Annotated in this window: 20 protein-coding genes; 4 read left to right on the top strand and 16 right to left on the bottom strand. The window is 42.4% G+C overall.

Annotated elements, in window-relative coordinates:
- Positions 1 to 36: 36 nt before the first annotated feature.
- Complete coding sequence (locus FLK61_RS13185; RefSeq protein ID WP_176009857.1) at positions 37 to 504, bottom strand: NUDIX hydrolase; 468 nt, start codon at positions 502 to 504, stop codon at positions 37 to 39.
- Between the two features lie 102 nt (positions 505 to 606).
- Here FLK61_RS13185 and FLK61_RS13190 point away from each other — a divergent pair, with 102 nt between their 5' ends.
- From FLK61_RS13190 to FLK61_RS13200, 3 genes are read left to right on the top strand one after another with little or no spacing between them, the layout of a single operon-like run.
- Positions 607 to 990 carry a hypothetical protein gene (locus tag FLK61_RS13190; RefSeq protein ID WP_176009858.1) on the top strand — a complete coding sequence of 128 codons (384 nt, stop codon included), beginning with the start codon at positions 607 to 609 and terminating at the stop codon, positions 988 to 990.
- Positions 991 to 2,580: a DUF4179 domain-containing protein gene (locus FLK61_RS13195; RefSeq protein WP_176009859.1), complete on the top strand. Its 1,590-nt coding sequence runs from the start codon at positions 991 to 993 to the stop codon at positions 2,578 to 2,580. It abuts the gene before it with no gap.
- A gap of 13 nt (positions 2,581 to 2,593) precedes the next feature.
- On the top strand, positions 2,594 to 4,129 hold the full coding sequence (locus tag FLK61_RS13200) for a DUF4179 domain-containing protein (RefSeq protein WP_176009860.1): 1,536 nt from the start codon (positions 2,594 to 2,596) through the stop codon (positions 4,127 to 4,129).
- A 517-nt stretch (positions 4,130 to 4,646) separates the two neighbouring features.
- Here the strand turns inward: FLK61_RS13200 and hemL are convergent.
- The 12 genes from hemL to FLK61_RS13260 form a co-directional block, all read right to left on the bottom strand.
- A complete protein-coding gene (hemL, locus tag FLK61_RS13205) occupies positions 4,647 to 5,930 on the bottom strand; it encodes a glutamate-1-semialdehyde 2,1-aminomutase (protein WP_176009861.1) in 1,284 nt (427 codons plus the stop codon).
- Positions 5,923 to 6,927, bottom strand: a complete 1,005-nt coding sequence (gene hemB / locus FLK61_RS13210; protein WP_176009862.1) for a porphobilinogen synthase — start codon at positions 6,925 to 6,927, stop codon at positions 5,923 to 5,925. The genes hemL and hemB overlap by 8 nt, the downstream gene beginning before the upstream one ends.
- The gene (locus FLK61_RS13215; protein ID WP_176009863.1) at positions 6,920 to 7,663 is read right to left on the bottom strand and encodes a uroporphyrinogen-III synthase; all 744 of its coding nucleotides are present in this window, start codon (positions 7,661 to 7,663) and stop codon (positions 6,920 to 6,922) included. Before FLK61_RS13215 ends, hemB begins: the two co-directional genes overlap by 8 nt.
- A gap of 13 nt (positions 7,664 to 7,676) precedes the next feature.
- On the bottom strand, positions 7,677 to 8,609 hold the full coding sequence (gene hemC, locus FLK61_RS13220; protein WP_176009864.1) for a hydroxymethylbilane synthase: 933 nt from the start codon (positions 8,607 to 8,609) through the stop codon (positions 7,677 to 7,679).
- 41 nt (positions 8,610 to 8,650) lie between these two features.
- Positions 8,651 to 9,466, bottom strand: coding sequence for a cytochrome C assembly family protein (locus FLK61_RS13225; RefSeq protein ID WP_249777598.1), 816 nt, complete (start codon positions 9,464 to 9,466; stop codon positions 8,651 to 8,653).
- Positions 9,467 to 9,478: 12 nt separating this feature from the next.
- On the bottom strand, positions 9,479 to 10,870 hold the full coding sequence (gene hemA / locus FLK61_RS13230) for a glutamyl-tRNA reductase (RefSeq protein WP_176009865.1): 1,392 nt from the start codon (positions 10,868 to 10,870) through the stop codon (positions 9,479 to 9,481).
- 921 nt (positions 10,871 to 11,791) lie between these two features.
- Positions 11,792 to 12,526, bottom strand: coding sequence for an amino acid ABC transporter ATP-binding protein (locus FLK61_RS13235; RefSeq protein WP_176009866.1), 735 nt, complete (start codon positions 12,524 to 12,526; stop codon positions 11,792 to 11,794).
- A gap of 10 nt (positions 12,527 to 12,536) precedes the next feature.
- Entirely contained in the window at positions 12,537 to 13,124 is a 588-nt protein-coding gene (gene yihA, locus FLK61_RS13240) for a ribosome biogenesis GTP-binding protein YihA/YsxC (protein ID WP_176009867.1), read from the bottom strand.
- Positions 13,121 to 15,445, bottom strand: a complete 2,325-nt coding sequence (gene lon / locus FLK61_RS13245; protein WP_176009868.1) for an endopeptidase La — start codon at positions 15,443 to 15,445, stop codon at positions 13,121 to 13,123. Before lon ends, yihA begins: the two co-directional genes overlap by 4 nt.
- 510 nt (positions 15,446 to 15,955) lie before the next feature.
- Positions 15,956 to 17,227, bottom strand: a complete 1,272-nt coding sequence (gene clpX / locus FLK61_RS13250; protein ID WP_176009869.1) for an ATP-dependent protease ATP-binding subunit ClpX — start codon at positions 17,225 to 17,227, stop codon at positions 15,956 to 15,958.
- 333 nt (positions 17,228 to 17,560) lie between these two features.
- Positions 17,561 to 18,853 carry a trigger factor gene (gene tig, locus FLK61_RS13255; protein WP_176009870.1) on the bottom strand — a complete coding sequence of 431 codons (1,293 nt, stop codon included), beginning with the start codon at positions 18,851 to 18,853 and terminating at the stop codon, positions 17,561 to 17,563.
- A gap of 107 nt (positions 18,854 to 18,960) precedes the next feature.
- Entirely contained in the window at positions 18,961 to 19,998 is a 1,038-nt protein-coding gene (locus tag FLK61_RS13260; RefSeq protein ID WP_176009871.1) for a tetratricopeptide repeat protein, read from the bottom strand.
- A 420-nt stretch (positions 19,999 to 20,418) separates the two neighbouring features.
- Between FLK61_RS13260 and FLK61_RS13265 the strand changes: the two genes are divergently transcribed.
- Positions 20,419 to 20,685 (top strand): hypothetical protein, encoded by a 267-nt coding sequence (locus FLK61_RS13265; protein ID WP_176009872.1) that lies wholly within the window; start codon positions 20,419 to 20,421, stop codon positions 20,683 to 20,685.
- A 15-nt stretch (positions 20,686 to 20,700) separates the two neighbouring features.
- Here FLK61_RS13265 and FLK61_RS13270 read toward each other — a convergent pair whose 3' ends face one another.
- The 3 genes from FLK61_RS13270 to FLK61_RS13280 all read right to left on the bottom strand — a co-directional run bounded on the left by FLK61_RS13270 (position 20,701) and on the right by FLK61_RS13280 (position 22,239).
- Positions 20,701 to 21,054 (bottom strand): hypothetical protein, encoded by a 354-nt coding sequence (locus tag FLK61_RS13270; RefSeq protein WP_176009873.1) that lies wholly within the window; start codon positions 21,052 to 21,054, stop codon positions 20,701 to 20,703.
- 94 nt (positions 21,055 to 21,148) lie between these two features.
- Positions 21,149 to 21,760: an N-acetylmuramoyl-L-alanine amidase gene (locus FLK61_RS13275; protein WP_176009874.1), complete on the bottom strand. Its 612-nt coding sequence runs from the start codon at positions 21,758 to 21,760 to the stop codon at positions 21,149 to 21,151.
- Positions 21,757 to 22,239 (bottom strand): phage holin family protein, encoded by a 483-nt coding sequence (locus FLK61_RS13280; RefSeq protein ID WP_176009875.1) that lies wholly within the window; start codon positions 22,237 to 22,239, stop codon positions 21,757 to 21,759. Before FLK61_RS13280 ends, FLK61_RS13275 begins: the two co-directional genes overlap by 4 nt.
- Positions 22,240 to 22,252: the final 13 nt, after the last annotated feature.

The following is a 22,252-nucleotide window of genomic DNA, read 5'->3' on the forward strand; positions in this document are numbered from 1 at the left end:
TACATACATACTCAGGAGAAAAGAGAGTAGAACGATTTATCCTTCGTCGAGTACCACTCCGTGCTCACGGTCTTTAAAAAGGGTTAAAAAATGCGCATGGGAGCGACGTAAATTGGTTGGGAGGGCGTTCATAGAAAAGTACTGGAGATCTAGTGTCTCCTCACTTTCTGGTTGCAACTCCCCTTCTACGTCCTCGGATATGTATAAGGCTGTAACCGCATAGTACGGATCTCCATTTGGAGCCTCCACGTAATAGTTTTCTCCAGAAAAGAGACCGAAAAGCGTGACGGACCTTAGCTCAAGCCCAGTCTCCTCTCTTACTTCTCGCCCTACGGTTTGCTGAAAGCTCTCGCCTAGCTCCATCAGTCCACCTGGTAATCCCCAATCGCCATCGTCACGATGCTGTAACAATACGCGATCGTCCTGATAGATGATGATCGCCGCTCCCGGTAACAAAAGCTCTTGTTTCCCTACTTGTTGTCTAAGTTTTTTATAGTATTCCATGGATAGTCCCCCTTTTTACTTAGAGTATCATATACTAGACAAGGGAGTGACAATTTTGGAACCTACCACCTAGTCATTCGTACATAAGACAAGGGGGAATACATGATGCAACGTGTTAAGCAATGGTTTGAAGCGAACGAAACGCGCTATACGCGCATCGCATGGGCATATGGCGTAGAAGGAGAAAAGCTCGTTCATGTACTTGAAAAACTAATAGAAAGAACAGAATCTGCAACGACTATGCAAGATGAGCAAGTTTTTACGAATTTTATCGAAATCTGCGAATCGGTAGACAGTGAGCTCTCAACCGATCAAATTCGCGGACGACTTTATGTGGTGGACCCAAAAACAAAACTCGCGATCGTGATGCTGACATACGGTGATTATTCGTTAGACGACATTGATGCGTACTTCCGCGCTCCTTATGCCGAAAAAATTACGCGTGGTATTCAGTATATACACACATGCTTTGGAGAGGTGTCGTAAATGGATTGCCAAGCTTGTATAAGAGAGTTACTACACAATAAGCTATCTGAAGATTGCGAGAATCACCTTAAAACGTGCGGATCTTGTAAAGAAGTCGCTCGTGAAATCCAGCCATTTATACGAGCAGCGAATACAGAGGCTTCCACCATCCACCCACAACCTTTTCTTGAAGAGCTTACGACAAGAGAGCCCCGCACTGCAACGAATGCAACCTCAAAGCAAGACACCGAGGCGGCAACAGCAGATAAGCCTGTTCAAAAGAAAAAGCGCATCGCACCATTTTTAGGTATCGCGATTATCGCCCTCTTTATAGGCGTTGCGATCGCCGCAACCTCACCAGGTTTCCATCAATGGGTAGCGAGCTTTACACCTTACACATACACGCATATGGATCGACTAGTCGCATCAGGCTATGCGGATGAGATTGGGATCTCAGAAACGAATGATGGTGTGGAATTTACCTTTACCGATATTGTAGTTGACGATGCTCAAGCACACATCCATTTTGAGATAACGGACTTAGAGCGGGATCGAGTATTATTTATAAATCCTTTTAGTGGAGTAGAAATTCGCAACGGGCACTCACTTTGGACAGAGCTTGAAAGTAATACTGGTCTAGAGTATTACGATCATTCACGAGTGAAGGTTCTCGAGTCTAACCCAGGCCACACAACAGGTGTTATTGTTTTAGATTCTCCTGAGCCAGAAACAGGAACCATCGAGTTGATGATTGGCTACTTATATAGCTATGAGGAGGATCAGTTTAATGACTTAGATAACTGGTGGGATATGTATGAATTAGACATGGAGGACCCGTTTATCTCTGGTCAATGGACTGCTGATATTCCTTATCAAAAAAGATCTGCTACGCATTATGAGGTAGATAAGGCAATCCAAAATGATTTCTTTTTTGCTAACGTAACAGATGTATGGGTCGGTCCAGCGGGAACAAAGCTCCGAATGGAATTTGATCACTTCACTGATTATGGCCTATCATATACATCTTACCCACAGCATCTAGATGTAAATGGGGAGGAACACTCGTTTCTTACTGCAATGCCAGATCCATTTGAACAATCTACTAGAACGATGAACGTCTATTTTGAATCTACTTACTTTGATTCCATAGAGGACATAGCAATCAAGTACGATTATGTAAGGATCTATGAACAAATTAGTCCTGAGACAGATTATTTTGAGAGAATCGATGACACTACATTTGCTTTTGAAGACGAACGTATCCAAATTGTAGAGATATTTGAGGAAGATGGGGATACGAACGTTCATCTAGAACACGAGATGCACGACGACAGAAAATATGATTTCTTATCAATTAGACCTGAGTTAGAAAGCGACACCTATTCGATGAACATGGCGACAAACGTTGCATATACGAACCTTGAGCGAACAGAATTGATAGAGGGTAACATCTTTTATTCGATCATGGATAACTATGATCAAGTCGAACTATCTCGTAATTACTTAGTCACATTTGAAAATGACATCGATATCAGCGATATCAACCGCTTATCTATTACAGAAATGCAATATGTAGAGGATGTCGATTTATCTTATCAACTATTCGATTAAGGAGGTTTTTAAAATGACTTGTCCTACAGACAAAAAACTCATTCAAGAAGCCTCAAACGATACTCATGATGAGGCATTTCAGAAGCACCTTGAAACGTGCAGAAGCTGTAAAACAAAGTTTGAAGAGTTCCAATTATTTTCACAAAAAGTATCGCAAGAAAAGCAACAGGTGCCTGTGGATAAGCACCCAACCCACTTGATCCAAGAAAAACAGGTGGAGATGAGCAAAAAGTCAAAGAAAAAGCGTCTTACTTTTGGCGCTACTGCATTTGCAGTTGTGCTAGCTGCAACCGTATTTTTACTTGCTACGTCCAGTAGCTTTATGTATTGGTTAGGCGGGGTTACTCCAATCGCATATTCCGAGGAAGATCGGCTCATGGCGGACGGGCACATGACGGAAATTAACGAAGTTGCAGTAGATAATGATATCGAGGTCACATTGACGCATGCGATTGCAGATGACGTGCAAACGATCATTTACTATGAAATTGAAGATCTTGCTGATGGCAGAAGTCTTGCTATTAATAGCAATTACGGCTTTGCTATCACGAATCCAGATTCATTTGTCGAGTTGGATACTCCTATTGAACACATGCAACAATGGGAGCTACTTTGGGATACGATTGTGCTTGAAGATTCTGCAGATTTGTTAAGAGGTCGCATCACTATACCGCCATCAGCAGAAGGTCAGATTGACTTTAGCATTTCTCAGCTCAGCGATATAGATGTCGTTGTCCAGCAGACCTCTTCTCCTTTTTTATTAAGTGACGAGTCAGGTCGAACTGATGGAGAATGGGCTTTTTCATTCGAGGTCGAGAAAGCACCCACGAAAGCATACCGCCTTGATGGCGAGCACACGTTAAGTGAAACTCCTTATACGTATCATACGCTTCTAGTAGGACCGACCGGAAGCTTAGTACTTTATCACATTCAAGGGACTGGAAGTATTGGCTTGAATAAAGTTGCGCCTACGCATGTAGATGTTAATAAGGAACGTTTTGTCAATCAACTTAATGATTCTCTCCCTATGCGGGATGGGTATCGACAAGCGATTTTTCCCTCTCTTTATTATCACCAAATTAGTGATCTAACGATCGAGTTTGATTCCTATTTAGATTTTTATCACTCAGGCCAGCGCTCCGAAATAGCGATTAACGATGGGACTAACACATTTCATCTGTATAATGAACGATTTAGGTTAATAGATGAAATTCCTGTTAGCGATGATGAGTCTATTTATGTAATTGAACATGAACTTCATGAAGATCGAGAGTATGAATGGTTAGAGCTTCGTCCTAGACGAGAAAGAGGCAATCAATCCTTTCAATCTCAGCAAGTTATTAACGCCATGATGACACATGATGGCGATACGATCCCACCTGCCGAGAGACTATTTACAGAGGAAACGAGGGATTACCATTATCCAACGCATATATTTACTTACTCTGGACCACCTGATACAGAAATTGAACACCTGATAGTAAACAGTCTCATTCCACGAGTTGAAATCGGGGAATCGTTCGACATTGAAGCTACACGCGTTCACTAATTATCCTGTTTAACAGTAAAAAGAAGCTAGAACAGATGGTTTGCATTTGTTCTGGCTTCTTTTGCGTGTGAGAAGGTTTTTGGGGGCGTTTCGTTGACTGTGTGCATTTCGAGGTCCGCGGCGTGCATTTCCACCTTGCTCGTGTGCATTCTCTTTCGCGTTGTCTGCATTTCACCCTCGGTCGTGTGCATTTTTTTTGACTGTCTGCATTTTGAGGGCCGCGGCGTGCATTTCCACCTTGCTCGTGTGCATTTATGCTCGCGCTGTCTGCATTTCACTCTTGCTCGTGTGCATTTATTTTGACTGTCTGCATTTTGAGGGCCGCGGCGTGCATTTTTACCCTGCCAGTGTGCATTTATTTTAACCATTCACATTTTCAGGTCAACAGCGCGCATCCCCCCTCGCCAACACGCATTCTCCCCACCACAAAAAAGAGGAACCGACATCACACTTCGGTTCCTCTCTCCCTATTCTAAACAAATCATCTATTTCCCCATCTACAATCCCACAACACTACTTATTTAATCGCCGCAAACGCCTTGTCTGCTGCCTCGATAGTAGCTTGAATATCTGCTTCTGTATGCTTAGTAGATAGGAATAATCCTTCAAACTGAGAAGGTGGTACAGATACACCGTTCTCGAGCATTTGCTGGAAGTAGCGCTTAAACATGTCTAGATCAGACGTTTGAGCAGTTTTAAAGTCCACCACTTCTTCATTCGTAAAGAAGAAACCAATCATTGATCCAGCTCGAGTAGTGTGACACGGAATACCGTGCTTCTCCGCTGCCTCACGTAAACCTGTTTCAAGCATTGCTCCGATGTGATCAAAATGCTCATACGATTCTTTTGTTAGCTGGCTGATTGTCTCGTATCCAGCTGTCATAGCAAGTGGATTACCAGATAGTGTACCTGCTTGATAAATGTTACCTGCTGGCGCGATTTGCTCCATAATCTCACGCTTACCACCGAAGGCTCCAGCTGGTAAACCACCGCCGATTACTTTACCTAAGCACGTTAAGTCAGGTGTTACCCCAAGCTCTCCTTGGGCACAGTTATAGCCAACGCGGAAACCAGTCATTACTTCATCAAAAATGAGAAGAGAACCGTACTCTTTTGTTAGTTCACGAACTCCTTCTAAATAGCCTTCCTTTGGACGAACGACACCCATATTCCCTGTAACAGGCTCCATAATAACTCCTGCAATATCGTCACCAAACTTTTCGAAAGCAAGACGAAGACTGTCCATATCATTAAATGGAACGGTTAACGTGTTCGACGCAACCGATTCAGGAACACCTGGGCTATCAGGCAGACCAAGAGTCGCAACGCCAGACCCCGCTTTAATTAAAAGAGAGTCCCCGTGTCCGTGGTAGCAGCCCTCAAACTTCAAAATCTTATTGCGACCTGTATAGCCACGTGCTAAACGAAGCGCACTCATCGTAGCCTCCGTACCGGAGCTTACCATGCGTACTACTTCAACAGAAGGAACTCGCTCAATAACAAGCTCAGCAAGCTTCGTTTCCATTTCGTGTGGCGCACCAAAGCTTGTACCTTTATCGGCCATTGCCTTTACTGCTTCAATGACTTGCTTGTCCGCGTGACCATGAATTAATGGTCCCCATGAAAGCACGTAGTCAATATATTCGTTTCCATCTAAATCCCAAATGTGAGAGCCTTCTCCTCGCTCCATGTAAACGGGATCCATACCGACAGATTTAAATGCTCGAACAGGACTGTTTACACCACCTGGCATGAGTGGCTTTGCTTTTTGAAACGCCTCTTGAGATTTTTGATTATTCATCGCTTGTCCCTCCGTTTTCCCCTTGTTGAAGATAGTCCGCTACGTCTTTTGCAAAGTACGTTAAAATAAGATCTGCTCCAGCTCGCTTCATGCTGACCATTTTTTCCATCACAATCGCCTCTTCGTTGACCCAGCCATTTTGAGCAGCTGCTTTGATCATCGAATATTCTCCGCTAACGTTATACGCCACGATCGGAAGATCCTCACGCTCGCGTACATCACGAATGATATCAAGGTAAGAGAGCGCAGGCTTCACGATCAAGTAGTCCGCACCTTCCTCTACGTCAGACGCCGCCTCTCGGAATGCTTCACGACGGTTTGCTGGATCCATTTGATACGTTTTACGATCGCCTGACTTAGGCGAAGAGTGCGCAGCATCACGGAATGGTCCGTAAAACGCCGACGCGTATTTAACGGCATAGCTCATGATTGGCGTGTGAACAAAGCCAGCTTCGTCCAACCCTTTTCGAATAGCCGCAACAAAGCCGTCCATCATATTAGATGGAGCGATAATATCTGCTCCTGCTTGTGCTTGAGAAACTGCTGTTTTCGTTAATAGCTCTAAAGACTGATCATTTAAAATCTCGCCATCATGCACCACACCACAGTGACCGTGGTCGGTGAACTGACAAAGGCACGTATCTGCAATGACCGTAAGATTCGGATATCGTTCTTTCACAAAACGAATTCCTTGTTGGACAATTCCTTCATCCGAATAAGCGCTTGAACCAACGTCATCCTTCTCCTTCGGTACGCCAAAAAGAATGATAGAAGAGATGCCACGACGAACAACCTCTTGTAGCTCTTCCTCTAAGCGATCTAATGACCACTGGTAAACACCAGGCATAGACGCCACTTCATTTTTAATATTCTCCCCTTCTTTTACAAAGATCGGGTAAATTAAGTCCTCAACACGGACATGATTTTCTCTAATAGAAGATCGAATTTGAGCCGACGAACGAAGTCGACGATGTCGATCAAAAGTAGCTTTAGTCACATATATCTCCTACCTTTACGTGTATTTCTTCTAATAAGGATTCTATTGTTGATTCATGCGGAGTAACGAGCGCTTTAACTGCTATTCCCTGTAACGCCTGTTCAGTAATGTGCCCAATCGCGCCAACTAGTTTATCTTGCAGAGCATCTCCGCCTGCAAGCTCCTTGAAGGCTCTTACAGCAGAAGGGCTTGCAAATATGACGGTATCGATTTTGGGCAATGCCAAAGAGAGCTCTGCCTGAACAGATTCATTCGTCACAGTTTCATATAAAATCGCCTCTACGACGAGCTTGCCTTGAGCCCGTAAGCCTTCTGTGAGCGTTTTTCTTGCCACCTTACTTCTCGGATAAAATACATCACCCAAAGCAGGCTTCATTGCACAGACGAGTGCCTCTGCATGATACTCACTCGGCATAATAGCAACGTGTAGCCCCTCTGCTTCTAACAGCTGCTTCGTCTTTTTACCGACAGCTGCGATGTGCATCTGAGACAATGACTCTTTTGGGATAGAAAACTCCTGCATGGCCTTCATTAAAAACGTGTAGCTATTTACGCTCGTAAACACAATCCAGTCGCAGGATAACCCTGCTCGAATATCTGTCTCGTTGTAGGCTTGCTTTATTGTAATGAGCGGTACTTCGATACTAACCGCTCCATAGCTTTCAAGCTTATTCGTTAAAGTGGTTGCTTGATGACGTGCTCGTGTATTTAAAACATGCCGACCTTGTAAAGACATGCCATCACGTCCTCTATTCGTCTAGTTCCGCTTTCACCTTATCAAGTAGCTCTTTTGCCCCTTCAGAAAGCATTTTTTCTGCTGCTTGTTTCCCAATCGCTACTGGGTCACTACCCGTAATAGTTTCTTTATATACTTCTTTTCCATCCGGAGAAGCAACTAATGCTGTGAGCGTCACGTCATTATTATCATTAAGCGTTGCATAGCCTGCAATTGGCACCTGACAACCGCCTTCTACTGTATGGAGGAACGAGCGTTCAGCTGCTACAGTTCTTGCTGTATTTTCGTCATTAATATGAGCAAGTAAATCAAGTAGCTCTTGATCATCTGCGCGACATTCGATACCGAGAGCACCTTGGCCGACAGCAGGAACAGATGTCTCTGGAGACATAAATTCCGATACGATGCTGCTATCCCAGCCTACTCGAGATAATCCGGCAGCAGCTAAAATAATCGCATCATAGTCCTCTTCGCGACATTTACGTAAACGAGTCTCGATATTGCCTCGAATCCACTGAATTTTAATATCTGGACGCTGCATCAACACTTGAGAGGAACGTCGTAAACTGCTTGTTCCGACGATAGCTCCCTCGGGAAGCTCCGCTAAAGGTTGTCCACTATTAGAGATAAACGCGTCGCGTGGGTCCTCACGCTCTGGTACTGCACCAATCGTAAGGCCTTCCGCAATAACAGACGGTAAATCCTTCATGCTGTGAACAGCCATGTCGATTTCTCCGTCGTACATTGCCTGCTCAATCTCTTTCACAAACAGACCCTTGCCACCAACTTTAGAAAGCATAACATCTAATATTTTGTCGCCCTTTGTGACGATTTCTTTAATTTCAAATTCATATGGTAATCCTAGTGCTTCTAGCTTCTTGATCACCCATTTTGTTTGTGTTAACGCAAGATTGCTTCGTCTTGATCCAATTACTATTTTCCTCATAGTAGCCTCCTTTATAATCCTTATCCATTGTAACGTGTTTTTTACCAGATGTGAAAGTTCGTGAATAGACTTGATAAAAAATAGTTGATGAGTACGACTAAAAATGATGCAATGTTGACGAGAACCATTCCATAGCCTCTTCGTGAATTTACGATATATTGAAAGAGATAAAATCCATAGCTTAGTAGGACAAGTAGAGACGTAAGTACTTTACTATCGAGCCACGGAACGTAGCCTACTGTTTGGAACGACCATATCACTCCTAAAATCAGCCCTCCTGCTAACATAGGGAATCCAACTAACGCAAATCGATACGACCATTTTTCGAGCTTATATAAATCCCCTATTTTGCCCATCCATTTGCCCCACAGCTTCCTTTTGAGTAAATGGTGCTGAAGGAAATAAAGCATCGAAAAACCAAAGGATATAGTGAATACGGCATACGATAAAATTAAAAATGTCACGTGAACAAACAGTAGCTCGAATATAAATAGCTCCATGAGTCTAGTCGAAATATTGCCCTCAGGCGCTAATGTGTATGTGAGTAATAAAGCCCAGCCGAGTAAATTAATAAACGCTTGCAAAAGACCAGATAGATACATCCAGTGAACAATGAGCGAAATAGAGACGAGGATCCAAACGTAAAAGAACATACCCTCAAAAACAGTCATGACTGGGAATCGACCAAATTCGATCGTCCGAAGCACAAGTAGCGCAGTTTGAGATACCCAAACAATAGAAAGCAACCAGAAGGCAAGACGCGTCACCTTCTGGTTGTTTTTAAGAAATCCAATAAAATAGAATCCGACGCTAGTTGCATAAACCGCTAGCATAAGGAAGAAATAGATATCTATCACGTGTCTATTCCTTTACACAGAACGCGAAACAACGGCTTCGCGTTTTGCTAGCTGTAGCTTGCGCTTCTCAATGCTCCACTCTCGCTCTACTTTATTGATTTGTATATTGTAAGACATCGTCTTTTCCTGACTATTAATTTCCTCTTCAATGCCGAATACCTTCGTCATATAAGCGAGTAATTCTTCAGGATTTTCTTCAGCTGGGATCTCTTTGAGTGCTGTAATCGGATCGCGTAAAAGCTGATTAATAATGCTCTTCATGTGCTTTCTAACAACCTTTTTCTCGCGCTCAGATAGGCTTGATAGCTTTCGCTCTAAGCTCTCCATTGTTTGCTCTTGAATTGTTGTCGCCTTGTTACGAAGTGCTGTAATCGCAGGAACAACACCAAGTGTATCTAACCAATGACTAAAGGACACAAGATCCTCTTCAATCATAAGCTCGATTTTTTCTGCTTCTTGCTTACGCTCTTCTAAGTTAGCTGCAACGATTCCTTGAAGATCATCAATGTCATAAAGATAAATATTATCAAGTTCCGCTAAAGCTGGATCTAAGTCTCTAGGTACCGCAATATCTACTAAGAATAATGGTCTACCTTTGCGCTTTTTAATAAGCTGCTTCACGTCTTCTTTACGTAAAATGTAATCAGAAGATCCAGTCGAGCTGATCATAATATCCGCTTCAATTAGTGAATCATGTAGCTTGTCCATACCTTGAGCTTGACCACTAAATTTAGCGGCTAATTCTTCGGCTCTCTCCTTCGTACGGTTCATGACGGTAATATCGGCGATTCCATTAGATGTTAAGTTTTTAGCCGTTAATTCGCTCATTTTACCAGCACCCATTACGAGTACTTTTTTATCTGCGAAATCACCAAAAATCTTCTTGCCAAGCTCTACTGCAGCATAGGAAACAGATACTGCGTTCTCGCCAATTGCCGTCTCAGAGTGAGCACGTTTCGCAAGTGTAATAGCCTGCTTGAATAACTCATTAAATATCGTACCTGTCGTTTGTTGCGCTTGTGCAAGCTGGAAGCTATCTCGAACCTGCCCAAGAATTTGAGTCTCACCTAACACCATCGAATCTAGTCCACAGGCTACACGGAACAAGTGCTCAATAGCATGCTCGTCCTCACGTACGTGAAGATGATGACTAAAGTCTTCTTTAGGCACACCAAACCAATTCTCTAAAAATAACTTCGTATAATAACGACCTGTATGCACTTGGTCTGCAACCACATACAGCTCTGTTCGATTACATGTTGAAATAAGCACGCACTCTAAGATGCTCTTAGAGCCACGTAATTCTGCTAACGCCTCTGCTAATTCCGACTCTTTGAACGCAAAGTTCTCTCGGATCTCTACTGGCGTTGTTTTATAGTTTAAGCTTGTCACTAATATATGCATAAAGGTCACCCCCTGATTCAAAACCGTTATTTATTTTACACGGATTTTGAGAATCTGTCACGTTTCCTATTTATCATTCGTATTACATTATAACATTTTTAATTAAGCTCTGTCAGTATATGTACTCATGGAGTATTGAATAATTTGTGACTTCATTCACAGGGCTTTTTGGAATCTTCTTTTGTTGATATAAGAGCTAAAATCTAAACCTTAGCTCTCAGCTCTTCGAGCTGAATTTAATGAAGGGCTAACTAGTTAAATCGGCACTCCGAGCTGTCAGCCCTGTGGACACTCTACGACATCCATAGGGCCGGCCTTTGAGCTTCCTCGTCGGCAGGGTGCGGCTGTCGCCTTACCCTAGACGCCTCCTGTGGGATCTCAAAAACCTCTTTCCCCTATGGATTGTCTCCGAATGTCCTCCGGGTCTGCCAGCTCTCTGTTTGATTTAAAAAACACAAGAATGAAAAAAATAAATTTAATTATAGAGCTTTAATAAAGCTTCTAATATTAAAAATTATAGCTAAAGAATGTAAAAATTGCTCTTTCTCCTTTCATACTTATTCTAATTAATTATGTTTAAAGCTAGTTTTTAACGATTTTAAAATAATCAATTCTTTCTATTTAGAAGCTCTTGAGGAGGCAGACTCGTAGAATGCCCGGAGACAATTAGCAGGAATAGGCTCAGGTCCTGACCCTGCTAATGTCGTAGGGTATTCGAAGAGCTGACTCCTATTATTAATTACAGCCAGTAAAACTGAAAGAAACTAGTTAGCACTTTAGCAATCAAAGATCGAAGAGCTAGAAGTAACTAGTTAGCACTTTACTACTCCACCATAAAAAAAGCCCCCTAGCCGTTAATGGACTAGGAGACTTTTAGCGTTTTGAAACACTCCTATTAACTTAGAGTGTTCCCAAAACGTATTAAGATAAAACCTTTCCTAAGAACTCTTTTGTGCGTAGCTCTTTTGGATTTGCAAAAAACTCTTTGGAGGGACCACCTTCGATAATGACACCATCATGCATAAACACGGTTTTATTGGCTACTTCACGCGCAAAACCCATTTCATGTGTGACAATAATCATCGTCATGCCTTCCTTCGCCAATTGTTTCATCGTATCTAGAACTTCGCCAACTAGCTCTGGATCTAGCGCGGATGTTGGTTCGTCAAATAGCATGAGTGTGGGCTTCATAGCCAGTGCTCGCGCTATTGCGACGCGCTGTTGCTGACCACCAGATAAACTAGAAGGATACGCCTCATATTTATCTTGAAGTCCTACCTTATCAAGTAGTTGCTTGCCTTCTGCAATTGCCTCTTTTTTAGATACACCCTTCACGTGAACAGGGGCTTCCATGACATTCTCAAGGACCGTCTTATGTGGGAAAAGGTGAAAGTGCTGAAACACCATGCCAACTTTTTGTCTTAGCTCTTTAATCGATTTCGCCTTTGGTAGAATAGATTTCCCCTCAAACTCAATCGTACCTTCATCCTTTTGCTCCAAATAATTAATGCAGCGTAAAAGCGTACTTTTACCAGAGCCGCTGGCCCCAATTAAGCAAACTACTTCGCCCCGCTCTACCGATAAATCCACGCCTCGTAATACGTGATTATCACCAAAAGATTTGTGCAAATTGTGAATTGTAATTAACTCAGACACTGCGCTCACCTCAGCTAAATAGCTTCTCCGTGATAGCCGACCAAGCCTTCTCTTTGCCTAAACCTGTTTCAGAGGAAAAGAGAATAACAGGGTCGTCCTCTACTACTTGAAGCTCTTTTTTAACACGGTCCACGTGCGCTGCCCATTTTGACCGACCGATTTTATCGGCCTTAGTTGCTATAACGATCACAGGAAGCTCGTGGTACTTTAACCATTCGTACATCATTACGTCGTCCTCAGTTGGCTTGTGTCTAACATCAACTAACTGGACAACACCCTTTAGTTGCTCACGTTCTTGGAAGTATACCTCCATGACGCGACCCCATGCTTCACGCTCTGACTTTGACACTTTTGCATAGCCATATCCAGGTACATCAACAAAGTGAAAACGATCATTAATCCAGTAGTAGTTTAACGTTTGTGTTTTACCTGGTCGCTGTGACGTTCTCGCCATCCCTTTTCGTTGTAAAAGCGTATTAATAAACGAGGATTTCCCTACGTTTGAACGTCCAGAAAGGGCTACTTCTGGGAAGAGCCCTTTTGGAAATTGATCCGGTTTTGCTGCACTTATTGTTAATTCAACATCTGTTACCTTCATTTACTATCCCTCACTAATGCATGTTTTAAGACTTCGTCAAGATGAGAGACAGGAAGGAACGTTAAATCCTTTTTGACGCTCTCCGGAATATCATCAAGATCCTTTTCATTATCCTTTGGCATGATGATATGTGTCAACCCTGCTCGGTGAGCACTCATAGCTTTTTCTTTCAATCCACCAATTGGAAGTACGCGTCCTCTTAACGTAATCTCACCAGTCATGCCTACTTCTTTCTTCACTGGCTGGTTTGTTAACGCAGAGATGAGGGCAGTCGCCATCGTAATTCCGGCAGATGGCCCATCCTTAGGTGTTGCGCCTTCCGGAACGTGAATATGAATGTCATGCTTTTTATTAAAATCAGGAGCTACAGACAGTTCACCTGACTTCGACCTGATGTAGCTAAATGCTGCCTGAGCAGATTCTTTCATTACATCACCAAGCTTACCAGTTAAAGTTAGCTTTCCATCACCCGGTGAAAGCGCGACTTCGATTTGTAACGTATCTCCGCCTGCAACTGTATAAGCAAGTCCTGTTGCTGCTCCAATTTGGTCCTCAAGCTCGGCTTTGCCGTAGCGGAAGTAACGTTTACCAAGCATCGATTCAATATTCTTAGGAGTAACAACTACTCGCTTCTTCTCTTCCGAAACAATCATTTTAGCTGCCTTGCGAGCAACTGTCGCAAGCTGGCGCTCCAGATTACGGACACCCGCTTCTCGCGTGTAGTATCTAACGACTTCAAGAATGGCGTCATCACGCATTTGCAACTGTGACTTGGAAAGCCCGTGATCCTTAATTTGCTTTGGTAACAAATAGCCTTTGGAGATCTCTAGTTTCTCTACCTCTGTATATCCGCTAATGTTGATAATCTCCATTCTGTCTCTTAAAGGAGCCGGAATGGTAGAAATATTATTTGCTGTCGTGACAAACATGACTTTCGATAAATCATATGGATCTTCGATAAAATGATCGCTAAACGTATTGTTTTGCTCTGGATCTAACACTTCTAAAAGTGCCGCTGACGGATCTCCGCGGAAATCATTCGCCATTTTATCGATCTCGTCTAATAAGAAAACAGGATTTGTAGTACCCGCTTTTTTCATTCCTTGAATAACTCGACCTGGCATAGCGCCTACGTACGTGCGTCTGTGTCCTCGAATCTCCGCTTCGTCTCTCACGCCACCTAATGACATTCGAACGAAGTTACGACCAAGTGAGCGAGCAATAGAGCGTGCTAGAGACGTCTTCCCCACTCCAGGAGGTCCTGCAAGGCATAAAATAGGACCCTTCAGCTCTTTTGTTAGCTGTTGGACAGCTAGATATTCCAACACACGCTCTTTCACTTTTTCAAGACCATAATGATCTTCATTCAAGATGCTTTCGGAACGTTTAATGTTGTGAAGATCTTCTGTCTCATCATTCCAAGGGAGTTGCACGAGCCAATCGATATAGTTGCGGATCACAGAGCTTTCCGCTGCGTTAGCCGGCATTTTTTCGTAGCGCTGTAGTTCCTTCAAGGCCTTTTCTTCGATAGCTTCTGGCATACTTGCATCATAAATGCGCTCACGAAGCTCTTCGGTCTCGCCTTCTTTCCCCTCGCGATCTCCGAGCTCTTTTTGAATCGCCTTCATTTGCTCGCGCAAGTAGTACTCTTTTTGCGTGCGTTCCATCGATTTCTTCACGCGCTGTCCGATTTTCTTCTCAAGACCAAGCACTTCGCGCTCATTGCTAAGCGTGCGCAAGATGAGCTTTAGTCGCTCTTCTAGCGTTAATGTCTCCAACACCTCTTGCTTTTGAACCATTTTGAGCGGTAGGTGTGAAGCCACGATATCAGCTAATCTTCCTGGCTCACTAATATCTGCAACTGTCGCATAAGTTTCTTGAGAAATTTTCTTAGACAGCTGAATATATTGTTCAAACTGCTCTAGCACATTTCGCATTAACGCCTGCTCTTCAACAGTCGCTTCCTGACGCTCATCAATCTTCTCAATGCCAACAGTATCGTATTCTTCCGATTGCTGAAAGCTTTCAATTCGGCCTCTGTATAATCCTTCCACAAGTACGCGAATCGTACCGTTAGGCAGTTTAAGCATTTGCTTAACTGTCGCAACTGTACCAATTGTGTACATATCTGCTTCTTCAGGCTCTTCCGTGGATACCTCTTTTTGCGTAACTAAAAAGATTTGATTATCCTCTACCATTGCTTTCTCGAGAGCACTGACTGATTTTTTCCTGCCAACGTCTAAGTGCAGGACCATTGTTGGGTATACTAGTAGTCCTCGAAGTGGGAGTACTGGGAGTTTCGTTGCTGTTTTTTTGCTCACTTTGAATGCACCTCCGTGTATATCTTGGTATTTCCTCCTAAGGAGAAAATCATGCAATATTCTTTCATCATTTCTTCTAATTGTTCTTCCATTTTAGCCTTTTGACGTTAGGTTGTCTAACGCACCGCCTTATTGCTATTGCCTTGATGGGTAGTTGCTAAACGTTGTAGCGATAAAAGGTGGAGATACATGCAAAAAGGAACGGTTCGAATGCTGGGATACTTAGGTATAGCTTCGCACGAACGAATCGGAGGTTTTTGCCTCGGTTGAAGGATCGTTTGCGTCAGTTGATTCTTCATAAGCGCCACTTGCACGAGCTGTTGCGTCACTTACTAATATTCGTTTGCGTCTGGCACATCGATCTCTATTACCTTACATAACCTAACCTCAAATCAACCCTATTTAACACGCGGCCATCACTATCTAGATGTCAAGCTTGTCCATCTGTAAAAAAAAGTGCTGCCCCAACCTTAATTGGGACAGCACCAGAGAGAAAGTGAGGAGGGCGACTTACGCGCTCTCTTTCGGTTCCTCTTTATCGATAATTTCTTCGCCCTGTTCATCTAATAGCATCGGACGCTTTTTATCACGAACTGTTTCGTCAGTGATAATACACTTAGAAATGTCATCACGAGATGGAAGCTCGTACATAACATCAAGCATCATGGATTCAATGATGGATCTAAGTCCACGAGCACCTGTTTTACGTTCAATTGCTAACTTAGCAACTTCACGAAGTGCTTCATCAGTAAACTCTAGTTCTACATCATCTAAGTCAAGAAGCTTCTGATACTGTTTGACTAAGGCATTTTTAGGCTGCGTTAATATTTCAACAAGAGCAGCTTCATCTAAATACTCTAGGCTCGCAATAACTGGTAGACGACCGATAAACTCTGGGATTAGTCCGTAGCGAAGTAAATCCTCAGGTAAAATCTTCGATAGGTATTGGTGCTCTTCAAGCTCGCCGTTTTGTACGTCAGAGCCGAAGCCAATTACTTTCTTACCAAGACGACGCTTGATAATTTGATCGATTCCGTCAAATGCTCCACCAACAATGAAGAGAACATTTGTTGTATCAATCTGGATAAATTCTTGATGAGGATGCTTACGTCCACCTTGTGGAGGAACGCTTGCTTGCGTACCTTCAAGAATTTTTAGAAGCGCCTGCTGAACACCTTCACCTGATACATCACGTGTAATAGATGGATTTTCAGACTTACGTGCTACCTTATCGATTTCATCAATGTAAATGATGCCTCGCTCCGCTTTTTCAACATCATAATCAGCTGCTTGGATTAGCTTTAGGAGGATGTTCTCAACGTCTTCCCCAACATAACCAGCCTCTGTTAATGAAGTTGCATCCGCAATAGCAAATGGTACATTTAGAATTCTAGCTAACGTCTGAGCAAGAAGTGTTTTACCGCTTCCTGTAGGACCTAGTAGACAAATGTTACTCTTAGCAAGCTCTACTTCGTCGTTTTTGCTAGATGCATTAATACGCTTATAGTGATTGTAAACGGCTACAGAAAGCGTCTTTTTCGCTTGATCCTGACCGATAACGTAATCATTAAGAATATCACGGATTTCCTGTGGCTTTGGAATGTCCTCCATTTCCACTTCTTCCTCTGTCCCTAGCTCTTCTTCCACGATCTCTGTGCATAGCTCAATACACTCGTCGCAAATATAAACTCCAGGACCGGCAACTAATTTTCGAACTTGGTCTTGTGTTTTACCGCAAAAAGAACACTTTAGCTGTCCTTTTTCTTCGTTAAATTTGAACATAAATGTTCACCCCTCTTTGAATGATTGAAACACACAGATGAAAAATATCCAAGCAATATGTTTTTAGTTTCTACAACTATATTGTACGTCTTGCTAATCTAAATTAATCATCTTAAACAAAAACTCTTTCTCTTAATATAGAAGAAAGTCGTTCTGGCTACTTCTGGCATTAATTGTATCACAACGATGTGTATCTTCATAAGAAAAGCTATTGCGTGAATTCAATATAGGATAATTGATTAGAAAACGTTCTGTCAACCATCCTGACATCCGTTTAAATTATGTATAAAGCAAGGCGCGAATTCGCGCCTTGCCAAATGGTTATGCTACTGCTTATTTTTGTTTGCTGTTGTCTACAAGGAAGTCGATCGCTTTGCGAACTTTTAGATCACCTTTAAGTGTATCTGTTCCACCTTGCATAGCAAGAAGTTGCTCAATCTCTTCAACTGGACGCTTGTACATGTCAGCCATGTTTTGAAGCTCTGCTTTTACATCTTCTTCAGATGCTTCAAGGTTCTCTGCGTTTGAAATTGCTTCAAGCGTTAGGTTCATGCGAACGCGCTTTTCTGCATCATCAGCAAATTGAGCCTTCATGCCTTCTTCGTCTGTTTGAGCGAATTGGTAGTACATGTCTAGAGACATACCTTGAGACTGTAGACGCTGACCAAACTCTTGTAGCATTCTGTCAATCTCTGTATCTACCATTGCTTTTGGAAGATCGATCGTTGCATTTTCAGTTGCTTTTTCAACAAGAGCGTCCTTCATGCTCATTTCCGCTTCTTGCTTCTTGTCGTTTTCTAGGCGCTCACGAAGTGCTGATTTCATTCCTTCGAATGACTCATACTCTTCGTTTACGTCTTTTGCAAACTCATCGTCAAGCTCTGGAAGCTCTTTACGCTTAATGTCGTGTAGCTTCACTTTGAATGTAGCCGGCTTACCAGCTAATTCTGGAGCGTGGTATTCTTCAGGGAATTCCACTTCAACATCTTTCTCTTCTCCAGCTTTCACACCTACTAGCTGCTCTTCAAATCCTGGAATGAATGATCCAGATCCGATTTCTAGAGAGTAGTTATCCGCTTGTCCACCTTCGAAAGCTTCACCGTTAACAAATCCTTCAAAGTCAAGAACGACTGTATCGCCATCTTGTACTTCTCCGTCTTCGATTGCTACTAGGTCAGCATGCTCGTTTTGTAAACGAGTGATTTCTTCCGTAACTTCTTCGTCTGTAACTTCTGCAGTTGCAGCTTCAACTTCAAGACCTTTGTACTCGCCAAGCTCAACTTCCGGCTTCACTGTAACAGTTGCGCGGAATGTTAATGATTGACCTTTCGCCATATCATCGATATCGATGTCTGGACGATCTACAGGGTCAATTCCTGCTTCTTCTACAGCTTCTGAATATGCTTGTGGAAGCAAGATATCTAAAGCATCTTGGAATAGTGCTTCTACGCCAAAACGTTGTTCAAAAATCGGACGAGGAATCTTCCCCTTACGGAATCCAGGTACGTTAACCTGCTTCGCTACCTTTTTGAACGCTTGATCTAATGCATTGTCTACGCGCTTGCTGTCTACTTCGACAGTCAAGACACCTGTGTTACCTTCTTGTTTTTCCCAGTTTACTGACATACTAGTTATTCCCTCCAACAATAATCATTTCTCTGTTCAGTTGATTACAACCCTTATATTATAACATAGACATCTTTCATTTCAACGCTTAATACTTCACCTATGTATTAGCTATCTAGACCAGGGCTAAACATAACCCCTTCTACTTCTTTTAATTGAGAAACTACGTAAGCAACTCTCTCTTTGTCTGTATCATACTCGCCAATTATTGATTCTTCCTCTTCCTCAAACCCTAGCATTGTAAATCCTGTTATATGTAATGAACATGCCCAGCTATCAATATCTGCAGGAACTGGCTTTTTAGGATAAAGCGCAAACAAATAGTGCCACCAAACCTGCTGGATAACCTCTAATAAAGAAGGGTTCTTTTGATTTAACACTTCTTCGAGCCGATCTAAAACCGCCTTTCCAAAATCCTCGTGGAAGACGTTCTCTAGCGTCGCAATATCTACTTGATAATCCTGACCAAACTTATGTACGTCTACTCGTTCGTCCGCGTCAAGCTCTTTAAGCATTTGCAAGACATAGCTTTTTAACACAGGGTTGTTTTGCTTTCCCTTTAAGAAAACACGGTACGCTTCAATGACATCCTGAAGCTCATAGTTACTCAGCTGCTGAATGGCACCCCATTGCTGATCGACGCTACCGTCCTCAAGCATCGTAAGCAAATCTTCCTTCGGTGTTGAAAAAACTGCACGATCTTCCTCCACTATCGGCTCGTCATTTTCTGTCATTTGTCTTGCAAATGAAAGGATATGGAAAAACGACTCTGCCATAGAAGATGGAAGCTTGTCTTCTTCAAGCAACCCTTCTAAAATATCAACCACCTGCTGATAGTCTCCAATTTGTATTAATAAAGAGACATACACTTTGACGATATCATAATATTCTCCGATACCTTCATTAAGCATGGATTCACAGTGAAGACGCGCTTCCTGAAGGCGATTTAACTCAATATTCGTGATAACAAGTCCATACCTAGCCTGCGGATGCTCTGGTTCGAGATCTGTTGATTGTTGAAAGTAGGTTAACGCATCAAAATACTTTTTCTCTTTTAACGCACTCATCCCTCTATCTACTAGCTTCGAGACAAGACCAGGAAAAAGAATCACATTATCCTCGCGATCATCTGCACGTTTCGCCATGCTACTACCCACCTTTTTCGTAAACATATTTACCTAGCTATAGTGTATCAATTTACATTCGGAAAGACAAACACTTGTTTTACCGTGAGTTCCTCCTCCAATAGTATGATAATTCACCTCAAAATAGTATTCACTATTTTCGTGGAAAATAAACGTTGTACGTTTGGTTCGTTTAAATAGTTTGTTCTTTTAAAAACCTGATCTGTTTTTCAACAACAAAAAAACCCCTTCAAATAAAGGAGTTAAAAGTTAAGTATGGCGTCCCAGGAGGACGTATATATAAGGAAGAAACTAGCTTTATATAAAGGTTCTTGTCCGTTCTTGTATAGAATTTGTATAGAAAGATTAGTATCTAATGTGTTGTTTAGACTTTATATGATGTAAACTTGCTGTACTGAATTATAACACGAGGTGTTAATTATGACAGATGCAGAGCGCAAGTTAATGCGTATCATAACTAATATGTACCAACAGAAAGATCGCAAAGCGACATTTCGATTTCTAGAGATTTATACAGGTAAGAATAGAAACGAATTAGTGAATGTGCTGAGGTCTTTAGAAGAAAAGGGTAAAATAGAGGTTGATTACGCAGGCAAGGTAGCAATGTTAATAGAAGAATATGGTCATGAGAAACGGGCACGTTGGGAACGTGAATCTAGTGAACGAAATAAAGGTACGAAGGGGTAAAATACCCCTCTTTTTTTATCTAACACTGTCATCTAATGCAGGGTTGTAATCTATATCATTATGCTTAAGTTGGCTGTAATCAGGCTTTTGGTAAGGATCTTCTTTTACTTCTGTATCACCTTGTAAGGTTGCAATAATAGCAGCAATGCCCATTAGTATTGCACCGAACACTAACGAACTAAGTAAAGAAGCTCCTGCGATCCACCAGCGCAATGGGTGTAAAACTCCCTCGTCAATTGTCATATCGCCCACGCTATAGGGAGGCACTGTATATAGAAAGAAGCCTATACCGATAGCTCCCAACACTCCTACTATCATAATAATTACACCTAACCCAAATGCAAACGATCTGATTCCATCAACATTCATGCGCCCACTCCTTTTACCATTACTATACACTAGAGGGGGTTGTTATCCAATTGTAAATTATCAACTTATGTATGAAAGGGGCACTGCCCCTTTTTTATTTTATCAAGCCTAGTCGATCTAACATAGCAGCCATTTCTTGGCGCGTCATCGGCTCTTGTGGTCGTTTTCCATCTACAATACCTGCTTGCGTCGCTTTTACCCATACACTTCTTGCCCAAGGACTTGGTTCGTTTGTCGGTTGATTGCTCACTGTTAACGCCTCCCTTAATTGTTGTCTAACTCTCACCATGCTTGTACCTGGGCATGCCGTTCGAGCACCAGTAAACTCATTATGACCTTTGACATTATTAACTGTGATTTTAAGTCTATCCATGGCGAGTTGGCAACGCTCGCGCCACGCCTTTTCTTGAGCATTTGTAAAGCTACCATTGCCCACCAAACAAATATGATACGTATAACTGTTATGATTGCCTACGCCGTTCGTGACCATGTTAGCGTCATAGCAAATCTGCACAGTTCCATCGCGAAGTATAATTTCGTGATAGCCTCCTGTTATCCATTCGAGAGTCTTCCAGTAGTTCCAAAATGTATCGAAGTCGCCATCATCCGTTGCGCTATGATGACGAGCAATGACGGTGACGTCAGATTCTTGACGCCTGCTTGACCGTTTGGGTGTACGACTGCGAATGTCCTGTGTTTTAGTCATGCTACACCATCCTTATCTTTTTTTGACTCATCTTTACTTTCAAAAGCCTTTATTGCCTTAATTGCAAAAGTAGGAAGCCTCATGCCGATTCTTCCTAGATTCTCGGTAATACTAATTGCCTCATTAGCTAAATACCATAAAATTGCTGCTCCGACTGCCGATAAGTGAAACTCACCTATTTCAAGTGGACCATCTGCTAGTTCTGCATAGACATTGTCTGCATGGTAGGCTAGTGTAATCACACCAAAAATAAACATCTTTTTAGTGACTCCCCAAAAACCTTCCCTGGCCGATAGTTCTTCGTTACGCCATGCGGCTGCTAATCCTGTAAGCCAGTCGAATGTGACAAAAACAAAAAGAGCAGTCAGAAAAACTGACCACTCTCCCCACAGGAACGATATTAATGTTGTCACAAATCCCGTTCCTATTTTAGCTGAGTTTAAGGCTATGTCACCCATTAAAACACCCTTTCCTTTCATTATAAATCGCCTC

Origin of the sequence: Paenalkalicoccus suaedae (assembly GCF_006965545.2) — a bacterium.
In the GTDB taxonomy this organism is placed as follows: Bacteria; Bacillota; Bacilli; order Bacillales; family Salisediminibacteriaceae; genus Paenalkalicoccus; species Paenalkalicoccus suaedae.